Annotated in this window: 20 protein-coding genes and 1 pseudogene; all 21 read left to right on the top strand. The window is 38.1% G+C overall.

Features of this window, described 5'->3' with window-relative positions; all coding sequences use genetic code 11:
• Positions 1 to 96: 96 nt before the first annotated feature.
• The 21 genes and pseudogenes from sleB (at position 97) to ACIQXI_RS09130 (ending at position 17,240) form a co-directional block, all read left to right on the top strand.
• Entirely contained in the window at positions 97 to 924 is an 828-nt protein-coding gene (sleB, locus tag ACIQXI_RS09230) for a spore cortex-lytic enzyme (protein ID WP_402923727.1), read from the top strand.
• 16 nt (positions 925 to 940) lie between these two features.
• Positions 941 to 2,224, top strand: coding sequence for a PepSY1/2 domain-containing protein (locus ACIQXI_RS09225; protein ID WP_402923725.1), 1,284 nt, complete (start codon positions 941 to 943; stop codon positions 2,222 to 2,224).
• A gap of 85 nt (positions 2,225 to 2,309) precedes the next feature.
• Entirely contained in the window at positions 2,310 to 2,960 is a 651-nt protein-coding gene (locus ACIQXI_RS09220; RefSeq protein WP_402923722.1) for a flagellar brake protein, read from the top strand.
• Positions 2,961 to 3,050: 90 nt separating this feature from the next.
• Positions 3,051 to 3,725 (top strand): (d)CMP kinase, encoded by a 675-nt coding sequence (gene cmk, locus ACIQXI_RS09215; RefSeq protein ID WP_402923719.1) that lies wholly within the window; start codon positions 3,051 to 3,053, stop codon positions 3,723 to 3,725.
• 102 nt (positions 3,726 to 3,827) lie between these two features.
• On the top strand, positions 3,828 to 4,964 hold the full coding sequence (rpsA, locus tag ACIQXI_RS09210) for a 30S ribosomal protein S1 (protein ID WP_402923716.1): 1,137 nt from the start codon (positions 3,828 to 3,830) through the stop codon (positions 4,962 to 4,964).
• Positions 4,965 to 5,135: 171 nt separating this feature from the next.
• Positions 5,136 to 6,446, top strand: coding sequence for a ribosome biogenesis GTPase Der (gene der, locus ACIQXI_RS09205; protein WP_402923714.1), 1,311 nt, complete (start codon positions 5,136 to 5,138; stop codon positions 6,444 to 6,446).
• 140 nt (positions 6,447 to 6,586) lie between these two features.
• Positions 6,587 to 7,603 (top strand): NAD(P)H-dependent glycerol-3-phosphate dehydrogenase, encoded by a 1,017-nt coding sequence (locus tag ACIQXI_RS09200; protein WP_402923712.1) that lies wholly within the window; start codon positions 6,587 to 6,589, stop codon positions 7,601 to 7,603.
• Between the two features lie 375 nt (positions 7,604 to 7,978).
• On the top strand, positions 7,979 to 8,191 hold the full coding sequence (locus ACIQXI_RS09195) for a DUF2768 domain-containing protein (RefSeq protein ID WP_402923709.1): 213 nt from the start codon (positions 7,979 to 7,981) through the stop codon (positions 8,189 to 8,191).
• 14 nt (positions 8,192 to 8,205) lie between these two features.
• Complete coding sequence (locus ACIQXI_RS09190; RefSeq protein WP_402923706.1) at positions 8,206 to 9,006, top strand: hypothetical protein; 801 nt, start codon at positions 8,206 to 8,208, stop codon at positions 9,004 to 9,006.
• A 303-nt stretch (positions 9,007 to 9,309) separates the two neighbouring features.
• A complete protein-coding gene (gene spoIVA / locus ACIQXI_RS09185; protein WP_402923704.1) occupies positions 9,310 to 10,788 on the top strand; it encodes a stage IV sporulation protein A in 1,479 nt (492 codons plus the stop codon).
• 199 nt (positions 10,789 to 10,987) lie between these two features.
• Positions 10,988 to 11,260, top strand: a complete 273-nt coding sequence (locus tag ACIQXI_RS09180; protein WP_004232618.1) for an HU family DNA-binding protein — start codon at positions 10,988 to 10,990, stop codon at positions 11,258 to 11,260.
• Between the two features lie 265 nt (positions 11,261 to 11,525).
• Positions 11,526 to 12,095, top strand: coding sequence for a GTP cyclohydrolase I FolE (gene folE, locus ACIQXI_RS09175; RefSeq protein ID WP_402923702.1), 570 nt, complete (start codon positions 11,526 to 11,528; stop codon positions 12,093 to 12,095).
• A 63-nt stretch (positions 12,096 to 12,158) separates the two neighbouring features.
• Positions 12,159 to 12,377 (top strand): trp RNA-binding attenuation protein MtrB, encoded by a 219-nt coding sequence (mtrB, locus tag ACIQXI_RS09170; RefSeq protein ID WP_402923700.1) that lies wholly within the window; start codon positions 12,159 to 12,161, stop codon positions 12,375 to 12,377.
• Positions 12,378 to 12,662: 285 nt separating this feature from the next.
• The gene (locus ACIQXI_RS09165; RefSeq protein WP_402923697.1) at positions 12,663 to 13,430 is read left to right on the top strand and encodes a heptaprenyl diphosphate synthase component 1; all 768 of its coding nucleotides are present in this window, start codon (positions 12,663 to 12,665) and stop codon (positions 13,428 to 13,430) included.
• Between the two features lie 15 nt (positions 13,431 to 13,445).
• Positions 13,446 to 14,150 (top strand): demethylmenaquinone methyltransferase, encoded by a 705-nt coding sequence (locus ACIQXI_RS09160; protein WP_402923695.1) that lies wholly within the window; start codon positions 13,446 to 13,448, stop codon positions 14,148 to 14,150.
• 19 nt (positions 14,151 to 14,169) lie between these two features.
• Positions 14,170 to 15,144 carry a heptaprenyl diphosphate synthase component II gene (hepT, locus tag ACIQXI_RS09155; RefSeq protein ID WP_402923692.1) on the top strand — a complete coding sequence of 325 codons (975 nt, stop codon included), beginning with the start codon at positions 14,170 to 14,172 and terminating at the stop codon, positions 15,142 to 15,144.
• An 86-nt stretch (positions 15,145 to 15,230) separates the two neighbouring features.
• Positions 15,231 to 15,647 (top strand): nucleoside-diphosphate kinase, encoded by a 417-nt coding sequence (ndk, locus tag ACIQXI_RS09150; RefSeq protein WP_173478456.1) that lies wholly within the window; start codon positions 15,231 to 15,233, stop codon positions 15,645 to 15,647.
• Positions 15,648 to 16,017: 370 nt separating this feature from the next.
• Positions 16,018 to 16,665 carry a hypothetical protein gene (locus ACIQXI_RS09145; protein ID WP_402923689.1) on the top strand — a complete coding sequence of 216 codons (648 nt, stop codon included), beginning with the start codon at positions 16,018 to 16,020 and terminating at the stop codon, positions 16,663 to 16,665.
• Complete coding sequence (locus ACIQXI_RS09140; protein ID WP_402923686.1) at positions 16,658 to 16,852, top strand: hypothetical protein; 195 nt, start codon at positions 16,658 to 16,660, stop codon at positions 16,850 to 16,852. Before ACIQXI_RS09145 ends, ACIQXI_RS09140 begins: the two co-directional genes overlap by 8 nt.
• A 47-nt stretch (positions 16,853 to 16,899) precedes the next feature.
• Positions 16,900 to 16,986: pseudogene (locus ACIQXI_RS09135) on the top strand (nucleoside-diphosphate kinase); the annotation flags it as partial.
• 104 nt (positions 16,987 to 17,090) lie between these two features.
• Positions 17,091 to 17,240 (top strand): hypothetical protein, encoded by a 150-nt coding sequence (locus ACIQXI_RS09130; RefSeq protein WP_402923684.1) that lies wholly within the window; start codon positions 17,091 to 17,093, stop codon positions 17,238 to 17,240.
• Positions 17,241 to 17,285: the final 45 nt, after the last annotated feature.

Raw genomic sequence — 17,285 nt, 5'->3', positions numbered from 1 at the left:
CGTAGAAATCTAAAAAAAGATTTCTACGTTTTTTCTATTTTATAAATGTATAAAATATGCTCTTTGTTTCAAGCTATAAAAAAAGGAGTGATGATTGTGCGTTTATTAAGCATGCTTTTTGCTTTCCTAATTGCGATTAGTATAGTCTCAATTCCACAAAATAACGCAACAGCATTTAGCGACCAACAAATTACCCGTGGCGCTTATGGAGATGACGTGATTGAGTTACAGGCTAGACTACAATACTTAGGATTTTATAAAAGTAAAATTGACGGGAAATTTGGTTACAACACTTACTGGGCATTACGAAATTTCCAGGAAAAATACGGACTACCGGTAGATGGAATCGCTGGTGCAAAGACGAAGAAAACATTAACAGGGTTCTCGGATTATGATGAAGCTTGGGTCAAAGCACAATTAAAAGCAGGCAATCAATTTACCTATTATGGTGGCATCCCGCTTGACCAGCAAGTGAAAAATTCGGGCACTACTGGAGGCGGTACAGCCAATAATGATAGTAGTGGAAGTAGTAATAGTAATGGCACAAATACACAAATCCCACCAAAGTATACAGAACGCGATTTACAATTGATCGCCAATGCGGTTTATGGGGAAGCTAGGGGAGAACCATATGAGGGGCAAGTAGCAGTAGCAGCGGTTATTTTAAATCGCTTAGAAAGTCCTGATTTCCCTAACACAATTTCAGGAATTATATTCCAACCTTTAGCATTTACGGCAGTGGCAGACGGACAAATTTGGTTGGAACCAAATCAACGTGCAAAAGAAGCCGTTATCGATGCCATGAATGGCTGGGATCCATCTGAGAATGCACTATATTATTTTAACCCTAAAACAGCAACTAGTAAGTGGATTTGGTCTCGTCCTCAAATAAAACAAATAGGTGAGCATATTTTCTGCTCTTAAGAAAGGAGGTCAATAAATGAGAACAATGCTCGTTATTTTAACGATAGCGGTAATTGGATTAGGCGCATATAGTATTGATTTACATGGAGATAAAGAAAATTTACAACGTACTGTCCATGCACAGTATACTGAGAAATTGACAGATGCCTCTGAAAAATTATCATACTTACAAAGAGCCGTTTCCCAATCCTTATTATTTAAGGATGAACAAGCGATTCACAGTGAGTTAGATTCCATTTGGCGCTTAAGCTCTGAAGTGCGTTCATCAATGGCTAATATTCCTATTGGACAAGAACTTTCCAATCAGTGGTTAGGTTATTTAGGAAGATTAGGTGATGAGGCGAAAAAAACAGCGAAATCTGGGGATTATGAAGCTTGGCGCAAAAAGATGCCTCAAATCTCGACGAACTTACAAGCTTTATCAGACGAGTGGACAACAGCAACCGTTGATTACTATAAGCAAGATGGCAATATGGATGTTTGGATGCGTCAAGTAGACAATAAAAATCCTAATACATCATTTGATAATATTCAAAAGACCTTAAAAGATTATGGAGAAAGTGATTTCCCACTTACATTGAGTGAATCAGATTGGCAGAAGAAATTAGAATTAAAAGCATTACAAGATTCAGTCATTACGGAAAAAGAAGCATTAGAAAAAGTAAAGTATTTATTCCCGGTTATTAAAGATGCGACTTTTACTGTAACAAAAAGTAGTGAAACAGCACCGTATCCGTTCTATCACATACAGTTCCACCAAGGTATCCGTTTAGGCTATGTCGACTTAACGGAAAAGGGAGGACATTTACTATCCTATTTAGTGGAGCGCCCTGTTGATGAGGCAAAGCTTTCACAAGACGATATCATTAAAAAAGCACAAGAACATTTACAACGCTTAGAAATGAAGGACGTTGCCTTTGTCGAAGCACGAGAAAATCATTTAGCTTGGCACGTTACGTTTGCACGCGTTCATCCTGGTGATAATGCCTTAATTTATGCAGATGGTGTGCAATTGAAAATTGCAAAAGATAATGGTGAATTGCTTGGTGCCAATGCAATGGAATATATACAAGAGGAATCCATTAAACCACAAGTGGCAAATCCAATTGATTGGAAAACGTTCTTTGATGATGATGTGCGTGTGGAAGAAGTGAGAAATATTTATACGGATAATGGTCAATTTGAGCAACGACTTTGCTATGAGGTCATTGCAGTGCGAGATGAGCAAACACAAGAAACATTCCGTATCGTAATTGACGCAGAAAATCATAATGTTTTAAAAGTAGAATATTTAACCTAAGGTAAGAAAAAGCTTCCAGTTCATATAGCCAAAATTTCCATCCCGTGCGATAATAGAGGCATATATATTGTTCGGGGAGATGCTCATGGAAATAAAAATTGGTACACTATTACAACTTGAACCTACTTATACAGAACGTATTGAGAAATTCCGCTGTAAAGTAGTTGAACAAAAAGATAATATCCTTTATATTGACTATCCAATCAATGTTACAACGAAGAAAACAGCTTTCTTAATAGATGGTTCTGAATTTAGGGCAACATTTCGAACGGAAGATAATAATTCCTTTGCATTTAATACGGAAGTCATTGGGCGTAAAGCGGGCAATATACCGATGATTATGTTGCACTGCCCACACCAAGATGAGTTTATCAAAATTCAACGACGTGAATATGTTCGTGTCGAGACGCCAGTCGATGTGGCAGTGCAATTTAAAGATTATAAGTATCAGTTAGTCACAACAGATATAAGTGCAGGTGGACTCGCATTAATCGTTAAAGGTGATGTAGCCTTCAAAGATGGCGATGACGTTAAATTAACGATTGTCTTGCCGTTTGCCAATGGTGATGTAAATTATGTCGTGACTGAAGCTTCAGTTGTTCGAATATTTGAAAAGGACGATAAGACGATTGCGACCATTCAGTTAACGGATACGGATGATATTGATCAACAACATATCGTACGTTTTTGCTTTGAACGACAGCTAGTCAATCGCCGTAAAGAATTAACCATTTGATGATTAAATTCCATTGAGCCCTCATACTTGTAGAGGGCTTTTTTTTATTAGTATGTTACAATATGGTGTGAAAGAAAGTAGGGAAAATAGATGAACAAAAACATTCAAATTGCAATTGACGGACCAGCAGGAGCTGGCAAAAGTACTATCGCCAAAATCGTTGCAGAATCATTAGGATTCACGTATATCGATACAGGTGCAATGTATCGAGCAGTTACGTATAAAGCAATGCAACAAAACATACATTTAAATGATGAAGCAAAATTAGCAGAAATGCTAGCAGCTAGCACAATTGAATTAAAGCCATCACCTCAAGGTCAACTTGTTTTTTTAGACGGCGAAAACGTATCTGATGCCATTCGTTCGAACGAAGTCACATCATCTGTGTCACAAGTAGCAGCACATGCTAAGGTACGTGAACTGCTTGTAGCACAGCAGCAAAAACTTGCCGCAAATGGTGGTGTTGTGATGGATGGACGCGACATTGCTACACATGTGTTAAAAGATGCAGAACTAAAAATCTTTATGTCAGCGACTGTAGAAGAGCGTGCTAGACGCCGTTTTATTGACAATGAAAAACGAGGAATAGCGTCTTCAATAGAGAAACTTCAAGAAGAAATAGCTTTGCGCGATAAAATGGATAGTGAACGTGAAGCATCACCACTCATTCAAGCAGCGGATGCTATTTATTTAGACACAACGACGCTTTCAATTGATGCTGCAGCACAAGCCATTTTAAAATTAGCGCAAGAAAAAATGGTATAAATCCTAAAATTTCAGACATTTTTAGAATTTAAAGGATTTATTTTTGTCTTTGTCTTCAATATCGAATAAAATAGTAAGGGAAGATGCGAAGGAGGGTTACATATGTCTGAAGAAATGAACTATGCAGATCAAACGTTTAACGAAGGTGATATCGTCAAAGGTATTGCAGAGCAGGTTGATGAAAAAGCGGTAACTGTTTCTATTCCAGGTGCACCGTTTGATGGTATTGTACCAATAAGTGAATTATCGAGCTTACACATTGAAAAAGCGTCTGACGCTATCTCCGTTGGGGATGAGTTAGAATTGATGATTACAAAAGTTGAAGAAGGAAACTATGTATTATCAAAACGTAAAGTAGATGCCTTAAAAGCATGGGATACACTAGAACAACAATTTGCTGCTGGGGAAGTTTTCGAAGCGGAAGTAAAGGATATTGTTAAAGGTGGTCTTGTTGTCGACTTAGGAGTTCGTGGGTTCGTTCCAGCATCCCTAGTAGAAGATTATTTTGTCGACGATTTTGAAGATTATAAAGGCAAAGTAATGAACTTTAAAATTGTCGAGCTTGATAAAGAAAAAAATCGTTTAATTTTATCACATCGTGCTGTAGTTGAATCGGAGAAAGCTTCTCAGAAGAAACAAGTGATTAACCAAATTAAAGCTGGTGATGTGTTGGACGGTAAAGTACAACGTATTGCTTCGTTTGGTGCATTTATTGATCTTGGCGGCATCGATGGCCTTGTTCATATTTCGCAAGTATCACATGAGCATGTAAGTGATGTGAGTGAGGTTTTATCAGAAGGACAAGAAGTAAAGGTTAAAGTGCTTTCTGTAGATCCAGAAAATGAGCGTATTTCATTATCGATTAAGGAAACAATTCCTGGACCTTGGTCAAATATTGAAGAACGCGCAGCAAAAGGTACTGTACTTGTTGGGAAAGTAAAGCGTCTGACGTCGTTTGGTGCTTTTGTAGAAGTTTTCCCTGGTGTGGAAGGCTTAGTGCATATTTCTCAAATTGCGCATAAGCATATTAACACACCTCATGAAGCGTTAAAAGAAGCACAAGAAGTACAAGTGAAAGTGCTAGAAGTTAACGTAGATGAAGGACGTCTTGCGTTAAGTATTAAAGACTTAATAGAAAATCCTGAGGCTGAAGAAGTAATCGACTATGAACTACCAGAAGAGAACACTGGTTTCTCACTAGGGGATGTCATTGGCGATCAACTAAAAAACTTTAAATAACTCAAATGGCGAGGATACAATTGTATCCTCGCTTTGCTTTTAAATTGTGTGAGAATTGTGTCCGTGCCTGGCACAATAAAAAAAGTATCCACCTCGATGGATATGTTATGATATAATGGCATTTTTCGTGTATAATAGCGAAAGACAAGAAGTTGGAAGGATGAAGTACAGATGACGAAACCAGTAGTAGCCATCGTAGGTCGTCCGAACGTAGGTAAGTCGACGATTTTTAATCGTATCGTTGGAGAACGTGTCTCGATTGTTGAAGATATTCCGGGAGTAACACGTGATCGTATTTATAGTTCGGCAGAGTGGTTAACACATGATTTTAATATTATTGATACAGGTGGTATCGAAATTGGAGACGAGCCGTTTTTAGAACAAATTCGTCAACAAGCTGAGATTGCCATTGATGAAGCAGACGTTATTATTTTTATGACAAATGGTCGTGAAGGTGTAACAGCAGCCGATGAGCAAGTGGCGAAAATTTTATACAAAACAAAAAAACCGGTCGTTTTAGCTGTCAACAAAATCGATAATCCTGACATGCGTGAAATGATTTATGATTTCTATGCACTTGGATTTGGTGAACCTTGGCCAATTTCAGGTTCGCACGGATTAGGCTTAGGGGATTTATTGGACGAGTGTGCAAAACACTTCCCACAAGAAGACGAAAATCAATACGGTGATGATGTAATCAAATTCTCATTAATTGGTCGTCCAAACGTTGGGAAATCCTCATTAGTAAATGCCTTCTTAGGTCAAGAACGCGTCATTGTCAGCAACATTGCGGGTACAACGCGCGATGCGATAGATACGCCTTATGCCTATGATGGACAAGAGTATGTCATTATTGATACTGCCGGCATGCGTAAAAAAGGAAAAGTGTATGAAACGACAGAAAAATATTCTGTGTTACGTGCGCTACGTGCGATTGAACGCTCCGACGTTGTATTGGTTGTTCTAAATGTTGAAGAAGGCATTCAAGAACAAGATAAAAAAATTGCAGGCTATGCCCATGAAGCTGGAAAAGGCGTTATTATCGTCGTGAACAAATGGGATGCGATTGAAAAAGACGACAAAACAATGAATGTGTTTACACAACAAATTCGTGAGCACTTTTTATTTTTAGACTACGCACCGATTATTTTCGTTTCAGCAAATACGAAACAACGTGTGCATCAAATTTTACCGATTATCCAGCGCGTAAGTGAAAACCATGCGATGCGAATCCAATCATCTATCCTAAATGAAGTTATTGAAGATGCGGTTGCACGTAATCCAGCGCCAACTGATAAAGGTCGTCGTTTACGTATTTACTATGCAACACAAGTAGCGATTCAACCACCAACGTTTGTGGTATTCGTTAACGAAACAGAACTCATGCACTTCTCTTATGAGCGCTTTTTAGAAAATAGAATTCGGGAGACATTTGATTTTGAAGGTACGCCAATTCGTTTAATTACACGTGCACGTGCATAATCTAAATATTACACATTTCGTACGCCAACCCGACAATTGCTGTCAGGTGGCGTCTTTTTTCAAAGGACTAGGCAAAAGCGCATGTCAACATACAGTAGCGTTCGAACTATAGTCGTGAGGAAATAAAAGGGGGAATAGCAATGGAACGAGTTTGTGTACTAGGAGCAGGCTCATGGGGATCAGCACTGGCAATGGTACTTGCAGAAAATGGACATGATACCCTTGTTTGGACGCATAGAGCCGATCAGGCGGAAGAAATTAATACGCAGCATACGAATAAAAAGTATTTACCGGAAACGATATTACCGGAAAATTTGCATGCTACACATGATATTGCAGAGGCGGTAGCCCACTCCAATACAATAGTTGTTGCCGTGCCAACAAAGGCAATACGAGAAACTTGTGAAAAGATGAAGGCTACATTAGATCGAAAAGTATTATTTGTCCATGTGTCAAAGGGGATTGAACCCGATTCTTTAAAGCGTATTTCGGAAATTTTAGCGGAAAGTTTGCCAACAGCGTTTGTAGAGGAAATTGTTGTGCTGTCAGGACCTAGTCATGCAGAAGAAGTAGTATTACATCACCCAACGACCATTACAGCGGCTTGTGCTAATATTGAGGCAGCTGAGAAGGTACAGGACTTGTTTATGAATCAGTTTTTCCGCGTCTATACGAATGAGGATGTAATTGGCGTAGAAATCGGTGGGGCGTTGAAAAACGTTATCGCATTAGCTGCAGGTATTACAGATGGGTTAAATTATGGAGATAATGCGAAGGCGGCACTCATTACACGCGGGCTTGCAGAGATTACGCGTTTAGGTGTCAAAATGGGTGGCAATCCATTTACGTTTGCCGGACTTACAGGTATGGGTGATTTAATCGTAACGTGTACAAGCGTGCACTCACGAAATTGGCGTGCAGGTAATATGTTAGGAAAAGGCATGAAACTGCAAGAAGTACTTGATCAAATGGGCATGGTCGTAGAAGGCGTACGAACTACGAAAGCAGCCTATCAATTGGCTAACAAATATGATGTAGCGATGCCGATTTCAACAGAACTTTATAGCGTATTATTTAACGATGTAGAGCCGAAAGTAGCGGTGGATGCTTTAATGATGCGTGTTAAAAAGCGTGAAATCGATGAAATGATGCATTAAAATTGCTTGCTTAAAACACTATATACTTAAAATAAAATAATTTGTCATGAAATGGACACAAAAGAGGCATCTCAAAAGGTATATGAGATGCCTCTTTTTTGAAAAAATATCCAGTTATTAGTTTATGATGTGAAAAAGTTACCTCTAACGATAGTAAAAATTTGATATAGTATCTTCCGTCGTGGATGCTGTCACTATTACCTTAATCTGTATGTGTTAGCATAAATTATTTTTCTTTATATCAAAAAAATAATATGTTGTTTATCGACTAGTATGTCATTTTTCCTTTTAGGAAAGCGCCTTCTTTTTTCCAGAACTGCATAGTATAATTAACGTTGATTGTCTCGTAGCATGGAGGAAAGGTGGTTGACTTAAATGGGTCCGTTAGCACATATGCCTGCACTAGATGTCATGTGGGTATCTTTTTATTGTATCGGCTTTATGATTATTTCTGTTGGTTTGATTTATGTAGGCCGCAATAAAATTTCAAATGGTTTTTTACGTACAATCGTCAATTTATTAGCATACATACTGTTTGGACTAGGAACATTTTTAATGGTACTTATTATTGCCACTTGGCCAGCTTAAAGGGGGAACATGTAATGAAAAAATTAAATGCTTTACTTTTGACTGCGGTAATAGCTGTATTGTTAGGTGGCTGCGCCTATCCTGAGGAAGAAAAGGCTGCAAATCAAGTGCCAGATGTCGATCAATTAGCGGCCGTTCAACGTGCTGTTAATGAATATCGTGAAGCAACAGGAGGCCTTGTGCCAATAAAAAATAGTGAATTGGATACGGATATTTATATAAAATATTTAATCGATTTTGAAAAGTTAATGCCAAAATATATTGCGCAAATACCAGGGAATGCATATGAAAAAGGCGGTATTTATCAATATATTATATGGGATCCAGAGAACCGTGCAGAAGTAAAATTAGTAGATTTAAACTCTGCGGAGCGTATGCGAGAGATTACGATTCGTCAATTAGGTACGCAGTATATTCCAACAAAAGGTGCTATTGCTGATAATGTATACCAAATTAACTTTGAAAAATTAGGCTATAAAACAGATGTAACGGTTAAAAGTCCGTATTCTGGTGCTGAATTACCGATATTTATGACTGGCGATGGCGAAATGCATGTTGATTATTCCATCGACTTAGGTCAACTTTTAAAAGAAGACAAGCCCGATGTCAAACCAGGCGATGATATTCGTCAATTACTTGTCGATAAATATCCTGTCGTGCCTGCCTATTCAGTGCCTTACACGGTAGACGAAAACGGCGAGCCAACTTATATGATGGATGCCTACAAAGCAGATGTGAAAAAAGCGAAAGAAGAAGCAGAAGCTGAAGCAGCTAAAGAACAAGAAAAAGAAAATAAAGCCTCAGATACTAACTAATATCCTTTTAAAGCCTCAATGATTCGGTACAAATCGAATCTTGAGGTTTTTTTAGTGCCAGGCACTCAAACAATTCTCACACAATTTCGTTTGTTCAGGACAAAACAGCGTGTAATCCATAATCGGGCACGAGACAGCGAAAGTTTCTTCGGTTCGCGACAAAAGCGACCATACATTGCAGCGCCTTAGCGTCAAGTATTAAGATAAATTCTTTATATAATGTTCAATGTTTCAGAGAAGCTTTTCATATTTCTCTCCGGGCGCGCATATAGTGAAAAAGCGTAGATAAAGGAGGCAGAAACCTTGAGTGAAGCAGTATTTAAAGAAATTGCAGAGCGCACAAATGGCGATGTTTATATTGGTGTTGTAGGTCCAGTTCGGGTAGGTAAATCAACATTTGTAAAAAAAGTAATGGAAGCTGTAGTGTTGCCGAATATTGTGGATGAAACAGAAAGAATGCGAGCACAGGACGAGCTGCCACAAAGCTCACCAGGTCAAGTTATTATGACTGCTGAGCCGAAGTTTGTGCCTGCCCAAGCGACTCGTATTGCAGTCGGGGAAGATGAAATGACGTTCCAAATTCGCTTAGCGGATTGCGTTGGGTACGTTATTGATGGAACAAAGGGCTATGAGGACGAAAATGGTCCGAAATATGTGCATACACCTTGGCATACAGAGCCAATCCCTTTCCAAGAAGCGGCGAAAATTGGTACGGATAAAGTGATTCGTGATCATGCGAATATCGGTATTGTAGTGACAACGGACGGCACAGTAAATGGTATTAGCCGTCGTGCAGCTGAAAAAGCGGAAGAAGAGATTGTTGAACAATTAAAAGAAATTGGTAAACCTTTTGTTATTGTATTAAATTGCCAAATGCCAGCGCGTGAAGAAACGGTCCAGCTCCGAAATGAGTTATTTGAACGTTATAATGTGCCAGTCATTGCAATTTCAATCGATCAAATGCGTGCTTCTGATATTCAATATATTTTACAAGAGGCATTATTTGAATTCCCAATTCGCACGATTGAAGTTGAGAAACCAGATTGGCTAGATGTGCTTGATGCTACACACCCATTAAATGTGGCATTGATTGATTCGATGGAAGAAGTGCTGTCGTCTGTAATGAAAATTAGAGACGTACAACAGGCTTCGGATGCCTTTAAAGCTATTGATTTTATTGATCAAAGTGAAGTGGTGCATGTTGATTCAGGCATCGGTACGGCGGTTATCCGCGTGTCCTTACAAGGTGAATTATATAAAGCCGTTTGTAATGAATGGTTGGAAGAACCGATTGAAACGAAGCGTGATTGGTTGCTATTCATTAAAGAGGCTGCCGAAGCAAAAGAAGCACAAAAACGCTTTAAAGATGCCATTACTGAAGCAGATACGAGTGGTTATGGCGTAACATTGCCGATGATGCAAGAATTCGAACCAACTGCACCAGAACTGATTAAGCAAAATAACTTCTACGGTGTACGCATGAAGGCAAAAGCACCATCTTATCATATTATTCGTGTTGATATGGAATCAGAATTTGCGCCGCTTATTGGCTCAGAATTCCACAGTCAACAGTTACTAAAAGATTTAAATCATGCTTATTTACACGATCGTGATGCGCTTTGGCAAACACAGCTTTTTGGTACACCATTGCATGAAGTGTTAAAAGAAGGAATTCGCTATAAAATGAATGCAGTGCCACCTACAGCTAAAAAACGTATGCGTCAAACAATTGAACGAATGGTTAATGAAGGAGATCGAGGATTGGTGACATTTATTTTATAGAGAGAAAATGGAAAATGCAGAGCAAAAAAATAGTGCAGGGCTATTCGTTCTTATGCGAAAAGTCCTGTTATTTTTGTTTTTTGGGTGAAAAACGCATATTTTGGTTATAATCATGAATGAATACAGTTGCGTAGCGGTTTTCTATGTGTTACTCTTTTTACAGAATTGGTTCATGACCCTTTGAGAGGAGGTGAATGGTGTGAATAAAACAGAATTAGTAAACTCTGTTGCTGAAGCTGCAGGTCTTTCTAAAAAAGACGCTTCTAAAGCAGTTGAAGCTGTATTTGATACAATTCAAGATGCTCTTGCAAAGGGTGACAAAGTACAATTAATTGGTTTTGGTAACTTTGAAGTACGTGAACGTGCGGCTCGTAAAGGTCGTAACCCACAAACTGGTAAAGAAATCGAAATCGCTGCTAGCAAGGTACCTGCTTTCAAACCAGGTAAAGCGCTTAAAGATGCTGTAAAATAATACACGTCTAGTAGTTACATAGAGCAGTCTTCATGTAAACGAGCATGAAGGCTGCTCTTTTTAACGTAATAACAGACATTTATTTAAAAATGTTTTAATTTTTCTATACATAGAGGTCCCCATTTTTTTAGTGGGAGAGTTGTTATTGATGAAGTTATGTTGAATTTCTTTTAAATCAAGTAAGTCGTTTTGCGCTTAACTTTTGGATATGCTACGATGCATAGGGAAATGTGTAATGTTTTGATACGCAGGAGGTTTTTTATCAATGTCGAATGTTGATTTATTGAAAATAGAAGAAGCAGTAAAAATGATTTTAGAAGCTGTGGGCGAGGATGTACATCGTGAAGGATTGCTAGATACGCCAAAACGGGTTGCGAAAATGTATGCTGAAATGTTTAGTGGCTTACATGAAGATGCAAAAGATTATTTTAAAACTGTTTTCCATGAGGATCATGAGGAATTAGTGCTAGTTAAGGATATCCCATTTTATTCTATGTGTGAGCATCACTTAGTGCCTTTTTACGGCAAAGCACATGTCGCTTACATACCAAATGATGGCGTCGTAGCAGGCTTAAGTAAATTAGGTCGCGCTGTTGAAACGATTGCACGTCGTCCGCAATTACAAGAACGCATTACATCTTCAGTAGCGGATACAATTATGGAAATGCTGTCTCCAAAAGGCGTTTACGTCGTTATTGAGGCAGAACATATGTGTATGACAATGCGTGGCTTGAAAAAGCCAGGAGCCAAAACGGTAACATCTGTTGCGCGCGGCATTTATGAACAAGATGAAGTAAAACGAAGAGAAGTTTTGTCATTTATTCAAATGTCTTAAACTGCATGTCTAATTATGTTATGATGGACTAAGAATTTGTCGGATTTAAGGAGTGTACAGACAATGGCGCAAGATTATATAGTAATTCAAGCTGAAGAAGATGGTGTCCATGTTATTGGCTTAACACGTGGTACGGATACAAAATTCCATCATTCTGAAAAATTAGATGCAGGGGAAGTTATGATTGCTCAATTTACAGAGCATACTTCTGCTATGAAAATTCGTGGAAAAGCGCAAATTCATACAGCACATGGTGTTATCCAAAGCGAAGCGAAAAAATAATCGTCTTCTATGAACTTTCAACAGTAGAGGCTACAGACAATACTGGTGTTAGTTATAAACTGCAGAGATACATACCTCATCAGTATGTGTTCTAATCTGTTTTTTACGGGCAAGTAGATTTCCTACCAAAATTTTGGGTATTTTAGGGGGGAGCTCTACTGCCCGTTCATGTTGGTATAAGTAAAAACTTTTTATTCCGCATCGTTGCTTGTGCTATAATGACTCAGTGAGCAAACGTTATGTCTTGTTGATTTAACGTATTTGAAAGTGAATGGAGTAAGGTCTATGAATGCAACATACATTCAAAATTCAATTGCACAGTTAAAAACAGAGATTTTCATGGATGTTCGTCATAGAACTTTGCAAAAATACACAGGAGTGCCTGTGCTCGATGAAAATCAACTGTTTTACTTGCTAGTTCCCTTTTTGAATGGCGAAGAGTGGCAACAAGAGCAAAGGGAAGCTGCAATAACTGTTGGAATTGTATATGCAGCATTAGCGGCACATGATCATATAAAAGAACTAGATGCTACTTCAAAAGAACAGCAGCTAACCGTTTTAGCTGGCGATTTTTATAGTGGCAGATATTATGAAATTTTAGCAATGTCAGGCAATGTTCCGTTGATACGTAATTTATCTCAAGGAATTGTGGCACGTTGCGAACATCAAATAAAAGTATATGAGGCTGAAGAGCGGACAGTTGAACAATGGTGTTCGTCTATCAGCAATATAGAATCAGGCTTAATTACAAAGTTTTTTGAGCTTTATGCATTGCAGCATTATATTCCAATAACGGAAAAGAGCTTATTAATATTACGCTTAGAAAGAGAATGGGCGATGTATCAGCACGGACAAAAATCTTTAATGAATAAAGCGCTTGAACAAAGTGCATTACAAGCAGGCGCAACATTTAACAGCGTCTTACAAGATAAAATTGCCCGTTTAAAAACAGAGCTGTTGCAGGTGATTGACCAAGCATCATTTTTACAAAGTGATGTGAAACAAGCTCTACAAGCACGTGTAGAGGCATCGATTGCTTCTACAAACGGATAAGAGAGGTTTTTCAAAATGGCTAAATCGAAAGAAGAGCACGTTCACGAAGTATTTGAAAGTATTTCTGAAAGCTATGACAAAATGAATGGTGTTATTAGCTTCCAAATGCATGTAGGCTGGCGTAATGATACGATGAAGCGCATGGCTGTTAAGCCGGGTTCGAAAGCGCTAGATGTTTGCTGTGGAACAGCTGATTGGACTATTGCTTTAGCTGAAGCCGTTGGAGAAAGCGGCGAAGTAAAAGGATTAGATTTCAGTCATAACATGCTGAAAGTAGGCGAAACAAAAATAACGCCTTATCCTCAAATTGAATTAATTCAAGGAAATGCGATGGAATTACCATTTCCAGACAATACATTTGATTATGTAACAATTGGCTTTGGTCTTCGAAATGTTCCTGATTACTTACAGGTTTTAAAAGAAATGAATCGTGTCGTAAAACCAGGTGGGATGGTTGTTTGTTTAGAAACATCACAATCAGAGATTCCCGGCTATCGACAACTATTCCGTTTTTATTTTAAATATATTATGCCGATATTTGGTAAAATTTTTGCGAAAAGCTATAAAGAATATTCTTGGTTACAAGAATCCGCAAATGATTTCCCAGGTATGAAGAAGCTAGCGGCAATGTTTGAAGAGGCAGGTTTAGAAAAAGTAACGTACAAAGCATACAGTGGCGGTGCTGCGGCAATGCATATGGGCTTTAAAAAAGTACGTTAATGGGGGAAGGTTTTCAAGCGTGGAAAAGATGAAGTTAAAACTACTCTATTCCGATTTGAAGTCAGATATTGATATCATCGAACAAGAATTAGAAAAAGCGGTGAATTCGTCTTCGCATTTAATTAACGATGCTTCTCTCCATTTATTACAAGCTGGTGGCAAACGAATCCGACCAATTTTTGTGTTGCTTGGCGCAAAATTTGGCGATTATGATATCGAAAAGATGAAAAATGTGGCTGTGCCTTTAGAGCTCATTCACATGGCGTCGCTAGTGCATGATGATGTGATTGATGATTCCGATATGCGACGAGGACGTCCAACTGTCAAATCCCAATGGAATAACAGAGTAGCAATGTACACGGGCGATTTTATATTTGCACGTGCACTGGAGTACATTACAAAACTTGAGGATCCTCTTGTTCATCAAATTTTGGCACGTACGATGGTGGAAATTTGTAACGGTGAAGTTATTCAAATCGAGGACAAGTTTAGATTGGATCAGGGCTTAAAGGATTATTTCAGACGTATAAAAAGAAAAACGGCATTACTTATATCTTCTAGCTGTGAGATTGGTGCAGTAGCGGCTGGCGTAGATGCAAAAACGGTAAGCCATTTGAAACGCTTTGGCTACTTTGTAGGCATGAGCTTTCAAATAATTGATGATGTATTAGATATTATGGCGACAGATAAAGAATTAGGGAAGCCAGCGGGTAGTGACTTACTACAAGGTAATATTACATTGCCGATTTTATTATTAAAAGATGATCCACACATGCAGCCCTATTTAGCTAAAGTGTTTGCGGGGACGTTAACAGAGCCTGAGCGCCAAACAATGTTGCAATATGTGCGTAAATCTGATGCAATTACACAAGCTAATAAAATGAGTGATAAGTATTTGAAAAAAGCTTTACAAGAAATAGATGCTTTACCAAAACATCCAATTAAGAAAAAGCTTCGTGACATCGCATTGTTTATGGGCAAGCGTAAATTCTAGCTTTTTGTTGTGTTGAAGCTCATTTTTTGTTAATATTTATCGGTAGGTGTAAAACCTGTTAGACGAATTTAAGGAGTGTTTTAAACATGGCAATCGAACAAACTTTTTTAATGGTTAAACCTGATGGCGTAGAACGACAAGTAGTAGGAGATATCGTTGACCGTTTTGAACGTCGCGGCTTCGTATTAAAAGGCGCAAAATTAATGGTAATTCCTCAAGAATTAGCAGAAAAACACTATGCAGAGCATGCAGAGCGTCCATTCTTCGGTGAATTAGTAGACTTCATTACTTCTGGTCCAGTATTCGCTATGGTATGGGAAGGCGAAAACGTAATCAAACTTGCACGTACTATGATGGGTGCTACTAAACCAGAAGAATCTAACCCAGGTACAATCCGTGGTGACTACGCAACAACTGTTTCTCACAACATCATCCACGGTTCTGACTCTCTTGCATCTGCAGAGCGTGAAATCGGTTTATTCTTCGGTGAAGATTTAGTTTAATTCGTTAAAGAGTGGACTATAATCGGATAAAACGCCGAATTGTACAAAAGTATACTCGCTATTAGCGGTTTACCCTCTAACTATTACAGTTAGGGGGTTTTTGTTTGTCTAAATGATTTAATTGAGTAAAGTTAAACAATGCGTAATGGAAAATCTCATTGTAGAGCAATTTTTGCACTACGAGACAAAGGTAATCATTCGGTATCCTTTATTTCTCTAATACAGATGGATTTATTTTATTGTATAATTTTAGATAATAGAGTCGTTGTTGTCTTGCGGTAAATAAAGAAGTGTTATAATGCCGTGTTCTACATTGTTAAAATAAATTCTTACATAATATTTAGTATCGAGGAAAGCGAGGATTAATATTTTGAATGGTGGACTTACGCTTGATGGTATTAAAGGACTTTTGTATATAACCAACGATAACGTGGGAGAATATTTTGAAGACTATATGTGTAGTTTAATGTATGAAGAATCAGATGAGGTTGTTTATGCAGCTCTTGAATTACGTGCAGAGTGGGTAAGTGATTCAAATAGCTCAATTTCATTGAGTATGGAGAAATATCTTGCGGAATGGTTAAATTTGAACTACAAACACTACAGTAATTTACCTATACCGAAAACCATTTTAACAGTTAATCAAAAGCGAGCCGTTGAAGCAATATATAAAGTAACCCAGAAGCTGTTATCAAGCAAAAAAATTCAAGATGTTTATCTTTATCGAGGTTTTAGTTGGTCCCACCGCCCAAGTTGGGTAAAAAAAGGCCTCCAAGAAGGAGATACCATTACAATTGATGAGCAAAGAACTTTATCTAGCTGGAGTTTTTCTCGAGGAATTGCTGAAGGATTTGTCAGAGACAATAATTTTGGATTTGTTGTCAAGGCTTTAATGCCAATTGAACGTATTTTTGCTATAATAGACATAACAATGGAATCTGAATCTGTCTGCATTAGTCATGAAGAAGCAGAAGAGTTTGAAGTCATACTTATAATTGGAGGGGACGAAGATGAATAGTAATTCTAGTGAAAGCCGAAAAATTGTTGTCCGTATAACTCCAGAAATGGCTAATTGGATGCATCCTCAAACTGAAGAACGTAAACAACAAATTCAGAAGCGAGTAGAAGCTTCAAAAAAACGCTATTCGCAAAGAAAAAAACTTGAAGAGGAATCTGATAATTCCATTTTAAGGGAGTATAAATGAGATCAATCATGTTACTTGAAATCTCAGAAAACACACTAATGCATGGAGTTTCTCACAACATCATCCACGGTTCTGACTCTCTTGCATCTGCAGAGCGTGAAATCGGTTTATTCTTCGGTGAAGATTTAGTTTAATTCGTTAAAGATTGGACTATAATCGGATAAAACGCCGAATTGTACAAAAGTATACTCGCTATTAGCGGTTTACCCTCTAACTATTACAGTTAGGGGGTTTTTGTTTGTCTTTTAACAAAATGGATCTAAACGAAGAGTTAAGTTTAATCGACAGTAACTCGAGGCGTAAGTATGCTGAGAAGTTCGGTTTAAATGATGAATCGAATACTCGAAATATGAAGGTCAATGACGCAATGAAAAATGCTTGGCCTTAGCCCACGTTTTTCGAAGGAAACGGTCTTTTCTTGCTGAATCGAATA

The sequence above is a fragment of the Lysinibacillus sp. NPDC097195 genome, assembly GCF_044762075.1.
GTDB lineage: Bacteria > Bacillota > Bacilli > Bacillales_A > Planococcaceae > Lysinibacillus.
This window is presented reverse-complemented; position numbering and strand designations above follow the sequence as displayed.

Bases quoted from the DNA above. Each gene is read 5' to 3' on its own strand.
- ndk (WP_173478456.1), top strand. From the start codon at position 15,231: ATGGCAATCGAACAAACTTTTTTAATGGTTAAACCTGATGGCGTAGAA.
- ACIQXI_RS09195 (WP_402923709.1), top strand. From the start codon at position 7,979: ATGGGTCCGTTAGCACATATGCCTGCACTAGATGTCATGTGGGTATCT.
- ACIQXI_RS09200 (WP_402923712.1), top strand. From the start codon at position 6,587: ATGGAACGAGTTTGTGTACTAGGAGCAGGCTCATGGGGATCAGCACTG.
- mtrB (WP_402923700.1), top strand. From the start codon at position 12,159: ATGGCGCAAGATTATATAGTAATTCAAGCTGAAGAAGATGGTGTCCAT.
- ACIQXI_RS09160 (WP_402923695.1), top strand. From the start codon at position 13,446: ATGGCTAAATCGAAAGAAGAGCACGTTCACGAAGTATTTGAAAGTATT.
- ACIQXI_RS09190 (WP_402923706.1), top strand. From the start codon at position 8,206: ATGAAAAAATTAAATGCTTTACTTTTGACTGCGGTAATAGCTGTATTG.
- ACIQXI_RS09165 (WP_402923697.1), top strand. From the start codon at position 12,663: ATGAATGCAACATACATTCAAAATTCAATTGCACAGTTAAAAACAGAG.
- ACIQXI_RS09225 (WP_402923725.1), top strand. From the start codon at position 941: ATGAGAACAATGCTCGTTATTTTAACGATAGCGGTAATTGGATTAGGC.
- folE (WP_402923702.1), top strand. From the start codon at position 11,526: ATGTCGAATGTTGATTTATTGAAAATAGAAGAAGCAGTAAAAATGATT.
- ACIQXI_RS09140 (WP_402923686.1), top strand. From the start codon at position 16,658: ATGAATAGTAATTCTAGTGAAAGCCGAAAAATTGTTGTCCGTATAACT.
- ACIQXI_RS09220 (WP_402923722.1), top strand. From the start codon at position 2,310: ATGGAAATAAAAATTGGTACACTATTACAACTTGAACCTACTTATACA.
- der (WP_402923714.1), top strand. From the start codon at position 5,136: ATGACGAAACCAGTAGTAGCCATCGTAGGTCGTCCGAACGTAGGTAAG.
- cmk (WP_402923719.1), top strand. From the start codon at position 3,051: ATGAACAAAAACATTCAAATTGCAATTGACGGACCAGCAGGAGCTGGC.
- rpsA (WP_402923716.1), top strand. From the start codon at position 3,828: ATGTCTGAAGAAATGAACTATGCAGATCAAACGTTTAACGAAGGTGAT.